Source organism: Variovorax gracilis (genome assembly GCF_030317115.1).
GTDB classification, from domain to species: Bacteria; Pseudomonadota; Gammaproteobacteria; order Burkholderiales; family Burkholderiaceae_C; genus Variovorax; species Variovorax gracilis.
In genome coordinates this window covers 269071-281558 of sequence record NZ_JASZYF010000004.1, presented here as the reverse complement: position 1 = coordinate 281558, position 12488 = coordinate 269071, and the positions used below count along the sequence as shown (strand labels likewise).

Here is a 12488-nt window from a genome sequence, read left to right as displayed (position 1 = left end):
GGAAAGACTCAAGACGCTGTCGAGGCGATCTTGTTTTTGGGTTTCTGGGCCGCAGCGGCCAGCGGCATGCCCTGCTCGATCAGGCCCGAATGCAACGCGGCGCCGAGCGGCAGGATTTCGTCGTTGAAGTCATACCGGCTGTTGTGCAGGAAGGCGCCGCCCCGGGCGTCCTGGCCAATGCGCAGATAGGCGCCGGACTTCTTCTGCAGCATGAAGGAGAAATCTTCCGCGCCCATGCTGGGTTCCATGTTGCGCTCGACGTTGTGCGCGCCCACCAGCGATTGCGCGACGTCGCCGGCGAACATCGCTTCCGGCGCGGTGTTGATGGTCGCGGGGTAGATGCGCTCGAACTTGACGTGGGCCGTGGCGCCAAAACCGGCAGCGACTGCGGCGCACAGTTCCGCCAACCGGCGCTCGACCTGCTCCTGCACCCGGGAGCTGAATGTGCGCACCGTGCCGACCAGCGTGGCCTTGCCCGGCACTACGCTCATCGCGCCCAGGTCCCCCGCGCTGACTGCGCAGATGCTGATCACGGCCGCATCGATCGGTCGCACGTTGCGCGAGACGATGCTCTGCACCGCGGTGATGATGTGCGCGGACACCACGACCGGATCGACCGTCAGGTAGGCATGCGCGCCGTGGCCGCCCTTGCCCGTGACTTCGATCGTGATGCGATCGGCCGCCGCCATCATCGCACCGCGATTGATGCCCACCGTGCCGGCCGGCATGCCCGGCCAGTTGTGCATGGCGTAGACCGAATCGACGGGGAATTGATCGAAGAGGCCGTCCTCGATCATCACTCGCGCGCCGGCGAAGCCTTCTTCGCCCGGCTGGAAGATCAGGACGGCGGTGCCGTCGAAGTTGCGGGTCTCAGCGAGGTAGCGCGCCGCGCCGACCAGCATGGCTGTGTGCCCGTCATGGCCGCAGCCGTGCATGAGGCCGTTCTTGGCGGAGCGCCAGGGGAAGTCGTTGTCCTCGCACATCGGCAAGGCATCCATGTCCGCGCGCAGGCCGATCATGCGGCCGCTCGCCGTGGAAGCGCCGCGAATCACGCCCACGACGCCGGTCTTGCCGATGCCGGTATGGATCTCGTCGACGCCGCAGGCCCTCAGCGCCTCCCGCACGCGGCCGGAGGTATAGACCTCCTCGAAACCGAGCTCGGGATGCGCGTGCAGGTCGCGACGGAACGCGGTGATTTCAGGATAGAAGCGGGCGATGTGGGCGAACGCCCTCCCCGCTGCTTGCAGACGAAGCTCAGTCATCAGTGACCTCCAGCGTTGCCAATACGCAACCGCGGGTCGACGACGAAGTAGAGCAGATCGACCACGAGATTGATGACGACGAAGATGAGTGCGATGAGGCACAGGTAGGCCGCCATCACGGGGATGTCGGCAAAAGTGACGGCCTGGATGAACAGCAGGCCCATGCCGGGCCACTGGAACACCGATTCCGTGATGATCGCGAATGCGATCAGGCCACCGAGCTGGAGGCCGGTGATCGTCATGACGGGCACCAGCGTGTTCTTCAGCGCATGCCCGAAATGGATCGCACGATCCGACAGGCCGCGCGCACGAGCGAACTTGATGTAGTCGGTACGGAGCACTTCGAGCATCTCCGCGCGCACCAGCCGCATGATCAACGTGAGCTGGAAGATAGCGAGTGTGACTGCGGGCAACACGATGTGAAGCCAGCCGTCCGCCTTCAACAGGCCGGTGCTCCACCAGCCGATCTGCACGGTGTCGCCGCGTCCGAAGCTCGGGAACCAGCCGAGCAGTACGGCGAAGACGAGGATCAGCAGGATGCCGATCAGGAAGGTCGGCAATGAGACACCGAGCAGCGAGATCGTCATGAACACCTGGCTCATGAAGCTGCCGCGCCTCAGCGCCGTGTAGACGCCCATGGGGATACCGATGGCCAGCGCGAGCACCGCTGCCACCAACGCAAGTTCGAGCGTGGCGGGGAAGCGTTCACCAATCAGGCGCGACACCTTCGCGCCCTGTCGCAAGCTGAGGCCGAACTCACCTTGCGCGGCATTCACGAGGAAGTGCCAGAACTGCACGAAGAAGGGCTTGTCGAGACCGAGGCCTTCGCGAAGCTCCCGGATCTGCTCGGGCTTGGCGTCCTGGCCCAGCAGGAACACCACCGGATCACCCACGTACTGGAAGAGAAGGAAGGCGATGAAGGCAACCGCGACCATCACGATGACGGCTTGGATCAGGCGGCGCAGTACGAAAGCGATCATTCAGCAAGCGAAGTTTTCAACGATGCTAGCAGAGCAAGCTGCGTGCCCATGCGGGAGTTCCCCGGGGGCCTCGCTCGCGGCGCCCCAATGAAAAAAGCCATCCGACTTGCATCGGATGGCTTCAAGAACTTCCCTTGATACTGGCTTACGCCAGCGTCAGATCAGAAAGCGTGACGGATACCGAAGTCGTAGCCCATGGAGCTCTTCGGGGTCAGGTTAGGCACGAACAGCGGGTTTGCACCGCCGGTGGGCAGCGTGGCCGGGGCATTGCCGAAGTACTCGGGGCTGTTGCCGATGGTCAGGTCAGAGCCATTCTTGTTGTCGATGTAAGCCACCGTTGCGTACAGAGCCGTGCGCTTCGACAGGTTGTGCACGTAGCCGAGGGCCCACTTGCTAGCCTTGGGTTCTTCCAGGCCGAACACTTGTGCGCGAGGCGTCGTGTTCTTGTAGTCCACTGCAGAGTAAGCAGCGCGGATCAGGCCAGGGCCGACCGGCACGGTCACGCCGAGCAGCCAACCGTCAGCGCCGGGTTCGCGGATGCCGAACGCATTGGCAACGGTGATTGCCGACGAGTCGAACTTCGTGTCCGACTTGGCGTATTCACCGAACAGCTTCACGACGCCGAAGTCGTACGAAGCACCGATGCTGCCCGAATCAAGCTTCGAGGTGGTACCTTGGTAGAACTGGCTGGCCAGGGTCGTTTCAGCGTAGGAGATCGCGACATCCAGCGGGCCGTTGGCGTAGCCAACGCGACCACCGATGTAACGGCCAGAGCGCGAGTCATTGAAGATAGCGCCGGCAGGGATGGTCGGCTGAATCAGCACGCCCGGATCCAGGCTGGCCTTCTCGTTGAAGGCGTACATGAACTGACCGTAGAAGCCACCCAGGTTCGGCGGCAGGAAGTAGCCGATCGAGTTGCTGGAGCGAACGTACTGGTTGTTCACCGTGAAGCCGCTGTTCGACGCGTTGCCGCTGTTGTAGCCGTTGGCCGTCGAGATCAGGTTGGTACCGACGCCGTTGGTGCCGAACGGATCGAACACGGTGTCGTTCCAGAACGTCGGGGTGTAGTCACGACCGAGGCGGACTTCACCGAATGCGCCAGACAGGCTGACCGTTGCACGACGATTGAACGTCAGGCCGCCACCGCCTTGGGCCGTCGGGCCGAGGCCGGAGATCGTTTGGCCGGTGCCGTCGTCGTTGTTGATACCGGCTTCGAGCCAGAAGCTGGCTGCCAGGCCACCACCGAGGTCTTCCGTACCACGGAAGCCCAGACGGCTGGAGTTGTAGCCCGAGTTGGTCAGCTTGGTGGCCTTCGTCGTGACGCTGTTGCCGAAGAGGTCTTCAGTCTTGTTGGAATAGCCGCTGACAGCGGCGTCAACCACGCCGAACAACGTGACAGACGACTGAGCCGAGGCGACGCCGGCGACAGCCAGAGCAGCCAGGGCAACTAGAGATTTTTTCATTGCAAGTTTCTCCAAGGTTAAACATAGGGCTCCGGTGCGAAGGGCTCACCGTGACTGGCACTTTTGTGCTCCCACCGGACCCCGGGCCAACCTCCTTTTGGGAAGTTGTCGCTATTGCACCAGAGCCGGTTCGCAAGGGCAAAACAATTCGCCCGAAAACACGGGTGTCCAGGGCGTTTCGTTGCAGCAGTGCAACAAAGGTTCTGCGCGCTTTCCAACACCACTATGTGAAAGGAATCGTCCCGAGAGTTGTGACTTTCTGTGTTTCGGGTCCAATCGGACCATGACCCGATCTCTTGACTCCGTTCTGGCCGTGGCAGACGCGGCGCTGCGCACCCTGTTCGCCAAGCCGCATGCAACCAGGGAAGCTCCAGCAGCCGCAACGCCGGCAGGGACGCTGACCGAAGCCGAACGGCGGGAAGCCGGGGCCTTGATGCGTGTGAACCACGTCGGAGAGGTCTGCGCGCAAGCCTTGTATACAGCGCAAGCGGCCGTCACCAGGGATCCGGCGCTGCGGATGCACTTCAGCGATGCGGCGCGCGAAGAGACCGATCACCTGGCCTGGACACAACAGCGGCTCGACGAACTCGGCGCCCACGCGTCGGTGCTGAATCCGGTCTGGTACCTGGGTGCTTTCGGCCTCGGTCTCGTGGCGGGCCGGCTGGGGGATTCCTTGAGCCTCGGCTTCGTGGCCGAGACCGAGCGCCAGGTCGAGGCCCACCTCGACGGCCACCTCGACCGTCTGCCGGCGGGCGATACCGCATCGCGGGCCGTCATCAATCAGATGAAACTCGACGAGGCGCGTCACGCCGCGCAGGCGTGGAGTGCAGGCGCGACGGAGCTGCCCGGGCCCGCGAAGGCGATGATGCGCATGGCCTCCCGGGTCATGACGACGGTCGCCCATCGCATCTGAGCGGCCGCAGCGCCCGCCCGCGATCAGGCTTGGATCAGGCCTCGATCAGGTCGAAGCTGGTCGTGATCTCCGCGGTCTTGCCCAGCATGACGCTGGCCGAACAATAGGTGTCGTGGCTCAGGGCAATCGCCCGTTCCACCGCAGCGGCCGGGATGCCCTTGCCCTCGACGGTGAAATGCATATGGATCTTGGTGAAGACCTTGGGATCCTTTTCCGCCCGTTCGCTGGTCAGCTTGACGCTGCAACGCTCCACCTGATGGCGTCCGCGCTTCAGGATGAGCACCACGTCGTAGGCCGTGCACCCTCCGGTGCCCGCCAGAAGGGTCTCCATCGGGCGGGGCGCCAGGTTCTGCCCGCCGTTTTCGGGTTTTGCGCTGTCGGGCGCTCCATCCATCATCAGGACGTGCCCCGTGCCGGTCTCGGCGACGAATCCCATGGCCGATCGCGTGCCGGTGTTGCCGGTCCAACTCACTGTGCATTCCATCTTTGCTGACTCCAGACGCGCGATGAAGGCCAAAAACTCTCATCGACGTGATTTAGTGTTCAAAAAGCGCCACTCGCTTGTTGCAATGCAACAAACAGTCGATATACTTTATTTCATTGCACACCGACACGTGTGCGCAGGTTGTCTCCTCCACCCTCCCAATTGGTGGATTTAGCCCCGAGCCGCAAGGCCCGGGGCTTTTTTCTTGGGGCTCCGTCCCCTGCATCGACGGGCCTATGATCGCGGCCCTATGTCCACGCCGACCACGCCTCTCACCCCTGCCGACTACTTGAAGAAAATCCTCACCGCGCGCGTCTACGACGTGGCGGTGGAATCGGCCCTCGAGCCGGCGCGCGCGCTGAGTGCGAGGCTGGGCAACACCGTGCTTCTCAAGCGCGAAGACCAGCAACCCGTGTTCAGCTTCAAGCTGCGTGGCGCGTACAACAAGATGGTGCACCTGAGCGAAGAACAGCTCGCGAAGGGCGTGATCTGCGCGTCCGCCGGCAACCATGCCCAGGGGGTGGCCCTGAGCGCCCACAAGCTGGGTGTCCGCGCGGTCGTCGTGATGCCGGTGACCACGCCGCAACTCAAGGTCGACGCCGTTCGCGCCCTCGGCGGCGAAGTGCATCTGCACGGCGACAGCTACTCCGACGCGTACGGGTATGCGGTCAAGCAGCAGAAGCTGCACGGGCTGACCTTTGTCCACCCCTTCGACGATCCGGATGTCATTGCCGGCCAGGGCACCATCGCGATGGAGATCCTCCGCCAGCATCAAGGCCCGCTGGACGCCGTGTTCGTCGCCATCGGCGGAGGCGGCCTGATCGCCGGCGTGGCCAACTACATCAAGGCGGTGCGTCCCGAGATCAAGGTCATCGGCGTGCAGATGAACGACTCGGACGCGATGATGCAATCGGTCGCCGCCGATGAGCGGGTGACGCTGCCCGACGTCGGCCTCTTTTCGGACGGCACCGCCGTCAAGCTGGTCGGCGAGGAGACCTTCCGTGTCGCGCGAGACCTCGTGGACGAGTTCGTCACGGTGGACACCGACGCGGTCTGCGCCGGCATCAAGGACGTGTTCATCGATACGCGCAGCATCGTCGAGCCCGCGGGCGCGCTTGCAGTGGCTGCGATCAAGCAATACGTCGAGGATCGCGGCACGCGCGGCGAAACCTACGCGGCCATCCTCTGCGGCGCGAACATGAACTTCGACCGCCTCCGCTTCGTCGCGGAGCGCGCCGAGGTCGGCGAGGAACGCGAGGGGCTCTTCGCGGTGACGATTCCCGAGGAGCGCGGCAGCTTTCGCCGCTTCTGCGAACTGGTCGGCCAGTTGCCGGGCGCATCGCGCAACGTGACGGAATTCAACTACCGGATCAGCGATTCGAAAGAGGCCCACGTCTTCGTCGGCCTGACAACCACCACGCGCGGCGAATCGAAGACGATCGCCGATACCTTCGTGGCGCACGGTTTCGGCGCCATCGACCTCACGCACGACGAACTCGCCAAGGAGCACATCCGCCATCTGGTCGGCGGCCGCACTGGGCTGGCGAAGGACGAGCGCCTGCTGCGCTTCGTCTTCCCCGAGCGTCCGGGTGCGCTGTTGAAGTTCCTGAGCCTCCTGCGGCCCAACTGGAACATCAGCCTGTTCCACTACCGCAATCAGGGCGCGGACTACGGGCGCATCCTGGTCGGGCTGCAAGTGCCCGGCGCGGACAACACTGCCTTCGACGAATTCCTCCAGGCGCTGGGCTATCCCTTCGTGGAAGAGACTTCCAACCCGGCGTACCGGCTGTTCCTGCAGGCCTGAAGACAGTCAGCGCAGCGGCGCTGCTGGCGCGCCTGGTGCGCCTGGTGCGCCTGGTGCGGCCGGCGCAATGACCGGCGGCGGCGAAGGCACGGCAGGCGGCGTCATCACCGCCAGCGGCCGCGTCGGCAACTGCAAGGTGAACGCCGACGCAGAATTCGCACTGGCGCCGAAGGATGCGGCGCGCGTCGTGACCGACTGAAGCACATAGCCTTCCTCGACCTTGGCACCGACCCGGAACGGCTTCGCCGGCTTGCCGTCGACGGCAATCAGTGCGGCGCCCTGCCCATCACTGTCCGCCACCACGCCGAGCAGCGCGAACCGGCTCGCGGCTTCGGGCGCGGCCACCACAGCGGCCGGCGTCGACACGGCGCCCAGTACCTGGGCGACGGCGGCCGGATCGACCGCCTGAGGCGCGCTGGCCACCGGGGGCGGCGCCACGGCGTCGGAAGGCGCAGCCAGTCTCAGCCCCCAGAACACGATGCTCGCGGCCGCAAGGGCCCAGAGACCTGTCGTCGCCGTGGCCACGGGCCAGCGGGCAGGAGCGTAGGGAACTGACATGGGGTCGGATTATCATTCAGTGAACGCGGCACGCGCTGCCTCCCGACGCTCTCACCACACCTTTCATGCCCCTTTCCCACCGTTCCCTCACGCGCACGCTGCAGCGCGGCTTCACCCTGATCGAGCTGATGGTCGTCCTGGTGATCATCGGCGTGCTCGCGGCGCTGATCGTGCCGAACGTCATCGAGCGCGCGGACGATGCCCGCGTGACGGCGGCCAAGACCGACGTCAACAACCTCATGCAGGCGCTCAAGCTCTACCGGCTGGACAACCAGCGCTACCCCACGAGCGAGCAGGGCCTGCAGGCGCTGCTCACCCGGCCGACGGCCGGCCCGGCAGCGCCCAACTGGAAGCCCTACGTCGAAAAGCTCCCGAACGACCCGTGGGGCCGCCCGTACCAGTACATGAACCCGGGCATCAAGGGCGAGATCGATGTGCTTTCGCTCGGCGCCGACGGCCAGCCTGGCGGCGAAGGCAAGAATGCCGATATCGGCAGCTGGCAGTAAGGCGCGCTGCCGTCCACCTGAAACCGCCCGCCGCTGGACTGGCGGGTTCACGCTGCTCGAACTGCTGGTCGTGATCGCGATCATTGCCCTGGCCACGGCCGGGGTCGGGATGGCGATGCGGGATTCCGGCCAGGCTACGCTCGACCGCGAAGCGGAGCGGCTCGCCGCCCTGCTCGAAGCTGCGCGCGCGCAATCGCGCGCCGCTGGCGTCGCGGTCCGCTGGCGCCCCACGCCGGATGGGCCCGGCAATTTCATCTTCGATGGGCTGCCATCCGATTCGCTCCCCACTGCATGGCTCGCCAGCGGCATCACGGCCCAGCCGATGAGCGCAGAAGGCACCGCCGTGCCGGCACTGCAGTTGGGCCCCGATCCGATCATCGCGGCGCAACAGGTGCTGATCACCGCCGATGGTCCTCCGAGCCGCAGCCTGCGCATCGGCACCGACGGGCTGCGTCCTTTCGCGGTGGTATCGCCATGAATCGGCAACGCCGCAGCGCCGTGCTCGGCTTCACGCTGATCGAGGTGCTGGTCGCCCTGGGCATCGTCGCCATCGCCCTGATGGCCGGCACGCAGGCGACGATGGCGCTCACGCGCAACGCGCAGCGGCAGTCCGACGTGATGCTGGCCCAGATGTGCGCGGAGAACGAACTGATCAAGGCCCGGCTGGCGCGGCAGCTTCCCGCCGTCGGTGATGCGGGCCTGATCTGCACACAGGCCAATGTGAACTTCGGCGTCACGGTTTCGACCACGCCTACCTTGAACCCCAACTTCCGCCGCGTCGACGTCCAGGTCCGCGACGCCGACGAGGCGCCGGTGCTGCGGCTTTCCACCGTGGTGGGCCGCTACTGATGCGCAGGGCACACGGCTTCACGCTGATCGAATTGCTGGTCGCAATCTCGGTCATGGCGCTGCTCGCGCTGATGAGCTGGCGCGGACTCGACGGCATGGCGCGCGCGCAGGCCCAGAACCGCGAGCGCGGCGACGCCGTCCTGACGCTGCAGACCGCGTTGTCGCAATGGGGCGCCGATCTCGACGCCACGGTGGCGCTGTCGCAGACCCGCCCGATGGACTGGAACGGTCGAGTGCTGAGACTCACCCGGCGCAGCACGGACGGCGGCACGCCGCGCGTTTATGTGGTGGCCTGGACCCTGCGCACCGACGCTGCCGCCGGCACGCATTGGCGCCGTTGGCAGTCACCCGGCTTCAGCACGCGCGCGGAGTGGCAGCAGGCCTGGGACCGTGCCGCCGCGTGGGCGGAGGACGGCAGCAACGAGGCACGCGACGCCGAGGTCGACCTGATGCCGGCCGACGGCTGGCAGATCTATTACTTCCGCAACAACAACTGGGCGCCCGCCGTCAGTGCCGAAGCGCTGGGAACCAGCACGCCATTGCCGGACGGCGTGCGGCTGGTGCTGAGCCTGCCGCCCGGCCCGGCGCTCGCAGGCCTGATCACGCGCGATTGGGTGCGGCCCTCGGTGACGGTGCCCAAGACGTGAAGCACCGCATGCCCATCCCCGTCGGAAAGCGTCAACTCGGCGCCGCACTGCTGACCGCCATGCTGACCGTCACGCTCGTCGCGACCTTCGCGGCGGCAGCTCTCTGGCAGCAATGGCGCGCGACGGAGGTCGAAGGGGCCGAGCGGGCCCGGGTGCAATCGGGCTGGATCCTGATCGGAGCGCTCGACTGGTCCCGCCTGATCCTGCGGGAAGACGCCCGTGCCAACGCCGTCACCGGCGGGGCCGACCATCTGGCCGAACCATGGGCCATTCCGTTGGCGGAAGCCAAGCTGACCAGCTTTCTCGCCGCCGACAAGAACATCGCCAGCGACGCGCTCGAGGGGCTGCCCGACGCCTTTCTTTCGGGACGGATCGTCGATGCCCAATCCAAGCTCAACGTGATGAACCTGGTAGAGGGCGGCAAGCCGGTGACGTCGGCCGTCGAAGCCTTCACCAAGCTCTTCGCCCTGCTGGGCCTGCCTGCCCAGGAGGTCCCGCTGATGGTCAGCAACCTGCAGAAGGCGCTTCCCGCCACGGTCAGCGTGCCAGCCACCGCCGGGACGACCGGCACGACGGGAAGCACGGGCGCGACGCCCGTCACTCCGGTGCCGACGACAACCACGACAACCACGACAACGATGGAAACCGACACCTCCACGTCGGCCACCGGCCCCTTGGTACCTCAGCACACCGCCCAACTCGTCTGGCTCGGCCTGTCCCCGACTACCACGGCGGCTCTGGAACCCTATGTGACCGTCCTGCCAGTGGGCGGCACGAAGCTGAACATCAACACGGCCAGCGCCGAAGCCATCTACGCGAGCGTCCCGAAACTGGACCTCGCAAGCGCCAAACGACTGGTCGAGCGGCGGGCAAGGAGCTACTTCCGCAGCCTCGCCGACGCCACTGCGCTGGTCCAGCAGAACACGGCGCAGTTCTCCGAGGGCCAGCACAGCATCTCCACCAGCTATTTCGACGTCCACGCACGGCTGCGTCTCCAAAGCGCCTGGGTGGACGAGCACACCCTGTTGCAGCGCAACGGCATCGAGGTCCGTATCGTCTGGAGAGAGCGTGGCGCAGGCGCCACGGAGGTGCCGCCCAAATCCTGACCGCGAGACCGCCGCCAGCCCAAACGGATCAAAAATTAGCGCGGCGCCCGTAGCATCAGCGTGAGACGCTATCAAATCTGTAGCGCCTGCAATGACCCCACTTCTACAATAGTGATCCTTTTGTTTTCTCCATGGCCTTGCTGCTTGTAACCATTCCTCTCACACCCGGTTCGGCCACCGCCGAATACGGCTGGGCGGCGTGGTCCGGCGACGGCCGCAAGCTGCGTTCGCAGGGGAGCGCGCCGCCTGCGCTCCTGCCCTCGGGCGATGAAATCATCCTTGGCGTGCCCGCCGGCGCACTGTCGTGGCACCAGGTCACCTTGCCCCAGGGCAGCATGAGCGGCGCGGTGCGCCTTCGCTCGGTGCTCAGCGGCCTGCTCGAAGACCGCCTGCTCGACGATCCCGAATCCCTGCACTTCGCGCTGGAGCCCGGTGCCCGCGTGGGCGTTCCCGTCTGGGTGGCGGCGTGCAACCGCATCTGGCTGCGCAGCGCCGTTCAGGCGCTCGAATCCGCGGGACGCCGCGTCACGCGGATCATTCCCGAGTTCGCACCGCAGCCGACCGGAGCCCCACCGATGGTCTTTGCCATCGGCGAGCCCGGCGCAGCGCTGTGCGTAGTCAGCGGCGCCGACGGCGTCGCGATGCTGCCGCTCGACAGCGCCGGCCTCGCCCTGGCCGGCAACCTCCCCCCGGACACCCATGCGCTGGCCGAGCCCGCGGTCGCCGAGCTGGCGGAAAGCGTGCTCGGCTATCGCGTACCGATCGTCAAGCCGGCGGAGCGCTGGCGCCAGGCGAGCGAGTCGCCGTGGGACCTCGCGCAGTTCGACCTCGCCTCCACCGGCCGCGCCCGCGCCAGCAAGAAGTTCGTCGCGATCTCGCGGGCGCTGTGGCACGGGCCGCAGTGGCGCGCCGCCCGATGGGGCGCCGTGGTCCTGGTGCTGGCGCAGCTCATCGGTCTCAACGCGTGGGCCTGGAAGGAGCGCAATGCGCTCGACGCCAAACGCAGCGCGATACGCAATGTGCTCACGCAGACTTTCCCCTCGGTGCAACTGGTGGTGGACGCGCCGCTCCAGATGCAGCGGGAAGTCGCCGCGTTGCAGCAGGCCACCGGCGGCGTCACGGCCAGCGACCTCGAACCGATGCTCGGTGCGCTGGCCGCGAGCCTCCCGCGCGGCCGCGCGCCCACCGCCATCGATTTCAGCGCCGGCCAGTTGCGACTGCGCGGCCTCGGCCTGCAAGCCGCTGAACTCGGCAACGTGACCACCGCCATGGCGTCGCGCGGCTACAGCGCCCGCAGCGAAGGCGATCTGCTGCTCGTGCAGGCGACGGAGGCAGCGCGATGAAGGGGCTCGATTCGCTCAAGGCGCGCTGGCAGGCCTGGTGGCCCGCACTCGAACCGCGCGAGCAACGCATGATCGCCATCGCCGCCGCGCTCGTCGTGCTGGCGCTGTTCTGGTGGGTGGCGCTGGCACCGGCGCTGCGCACGCTGTCGTCGGCCCCGGCCGAACACGCGCAGCTCGATGTCCAGCTGCAGCGGATGACCAGCCTGCAGACGCAGGCCAAGGCCCTGCAATCCCAACCGCGCGCGAGCCGGGACGACGCCATGCGCGGCCTCGAAACCTCGGTGCGGCAGAACCTCGGCCCCAATGCCCAGATGCAAGCCGCGGGCGCCGGCGAGGGCGTGACCATCGCGCTGCGCGCAGCGCCAGCGGACGCACTCGCCCAATGGCTCGGACAGGCTCGCAGCAACGCGCGCGCCGTTCCGCGCGAAGTTCACTTGACCCGCAGCACGCAGAGCGCCACGCCTCCTCCGTCCGCTTCTCCTTCCCCGGCCACGTCCGCGCCCGCGGCGACGGGTGATTCGTCGCGCGTGCGCTGGGACGGCACCGTGGTCATGAGCCTGCCGGCACGCTGAT

The 12488-nt window shown here is 66.5% G+C and carries 14 protein-coding genes; 9 read left to right on the top strand and 5 right to left on the bottom strand.

The features are described from left to right. Positions 1-8: 8 nt before the first annotated feature. The 3 genes from QTH97_RS11195 to QTH97_RS11185 all read right to left on the bottom strand — a co-directional run bounded on the left by QTH97_RS11195 (position 9) and on the right by QTH97_RS11185 (position 3705). Entirely contained in the window at positions 9-1262 is a 1254-nt protein-coding gene (locus tag QTH97_RS11195) for a M20 aminoacylase family protein (protein ID WP_286568210.1), read from the bottom strand. Beyond that, positions 1262-2242, bottom strand: a complete 981-nt coding sequence (locus QTH97_RS11190) for an ABC transporter permease (protein ID WP_286568209.1) — start codon at positions 2240-2242, stop codon at positions 1262-1264. Before QTH97_RS11190 ends, QTH97_RS11195 begins: the two co-directional genes overlap by 1 nt. Before the next feature lie 161 nt (positions 2243-2403). Beyond that, positions 2404-3705 (bottom strand): porin, encoded by a 1302-nt coding sequence (locus tag QTH97_RS11185; RefSeq protein WP_286568318.1) that lies wholly within the window; start codon positions 3703-3705, stop codon positions 2404-2406. 283 nt (positions 3706-3988) lie between these two features. Here QTH97_RS11185 and coq7 point away from each other — a divergent pair, with 283 nt between their 5' ends. Further along, positions 3989-4618: a 2-polyprenyl-3-methyl-6-methoxy-1,4-benzoquinone monooxygenase gene (coq7, locus tag QTH97_RS11180; RefSeq protein ID WP_286568208.1), complete on the top strand. Its 630-nt coding sequence runs from the start codon at positions 3989-3991 to the stop codon at positions 4616-4618. 34 nt (positions 4619-4652) lie between these two features. On the opposite strand, the gene QTH97_RS11175 is transcribed toward coq7, so the two are convergent. Then, complete coding sequence (locus QTH97_RS11175; RefSeq protein ID WP_286568317.1) at positions 4653-5102, bottom strand: OsmC family protein; 450 nt, start codon at positions 5100-5102, stop codon at positions 4653-4655. Positions 5103-5352: 250 nt separating this feature from the next. On the opposite strand from QTH97_RS11175, the gene ilvA reads away from it, so the two are divergent. Continuing rightward, positions 5353-6906: a threonine ammonia-lyase, biosynthetic gene (ilvA, locus tag QTH97_RS11170; protein ID WP_286568207.1), complete on the top strand. Its 1554-nt coding sequence runs from the start codon at positions 5353-5355 to the stop codon at positions 6904-6906. A 6-nt stretch (positions 6907-6912) separates the two neighbouring features. Here the strand turns inward: ilvA and QTH97_RS11165 are convergent, their stop codons facing one another. Further along, positions 6913-7464 (bottom strand): type II secretion system protein N, encoded by a 552-nt coding sequence (locus QTH97_RS11165; protein ID WP_286568206.1) that lies wholly within the window; start codon positions 7462-7464, stop codon positions 6913-6915. 65 nt (positions 7465-7529) lie between these two features. Between QTH97_RS11165 and gspG the strand changes: the two genes are divergently transcribed. The 7 genes from gspG to QTH97_RS11130 all read left to right on the top strand — a co-directional run bounded on the left by gspG (position 7530) and on the right by QTH97_RS11130 (position 12487). Continuing rightward, positions 7530-7970: a type II secretion system major pseudopilin GspG gene (gene gspG / locus QTH97_RS11160; RefSeq protein WP_286568205.1), complete on the top strand. Its 441-nt coding sequence runs from the start codon at positions 7530-7532 to the stop codon at positions 7968-7970. After that, positions 7945-8448, top strand: a complete 504-nt coding sequence (locus tag QTH97_RS11155) for a prepilin-type N-terminal cleavage/methylation domain-containing protein (protein ID WP_286568204.1) — start codon at positions 7945-7947, stop codon at positions 8446-8448. The genes gspG and QTH97_RS11155 overlap by 26 nt, the downstream gene beginning before the upstream one ends. Continuing rightward, the gene (gspI, locus tag QTH97_RS11150) at positions 8445-8819 is read left to right on the top strand and encodes a type II secretion system minor pseudopilin GspI (RefSeq protein WP_286568203.1); all 375 of its coding nucleotides are present in this window, start codon (positions 8445-8447) and stop codon (positions 8817-8819) included. The genes QTH97_RS11155 and gspI overlap by 4 nt, the downstream gene beginning before the upstream one ends. Continuing rightward, entirely contained in the window at positions 8819-9466 is a 648-nt protein-coding gene (locus QTH97_RS11145) for a PulJ/GspJ family protein (RefSeq protein WP_286568202.1), read from the top strand. Before gspI ends, QTH97_RS11145 begins: the two co-directional genes overlap by 1 nt. An 8-nt stretch (positions 9467-9474) precedes the next feature. Continuing rightward, positions 9475-10572: a type II secretion system minor pseudopilin GspK gene (gene gspK / locus QTH97_RS11140; protein ID WP_286568201.1), complete on the top strand. Its 1098-nt coding sequence runs from the start codon at positions 9475-9477 to the stop codon at positions 10570-10572. 131 nt (positions 10573-10703) lie between these two features. Then, positions 10704-11915, top strand: coding sequence for a type II secretion system protein GspL (gene gspL / locus QTH97_RS11135; protein ID WP_286568200.1), 1212 nt, complete (start codon positions 10704-10706; stop codon positions 11913-11915). Then, on the top strand, positions 11912-12487 hold the full coding sequence (locus tag QTH97_RS11130; protein WP_286568199.1) for a type II secretion system protein M: 576 nt from the start codon (positions 11912-11914) through the stop codon (positions 12485-12487). The genes gspL and QTH97_RS11130 overlap by 4 nt, the downstream gene beginning before the upstream one ends. Position 12488 lies beyond the last annotated feature (1 nt).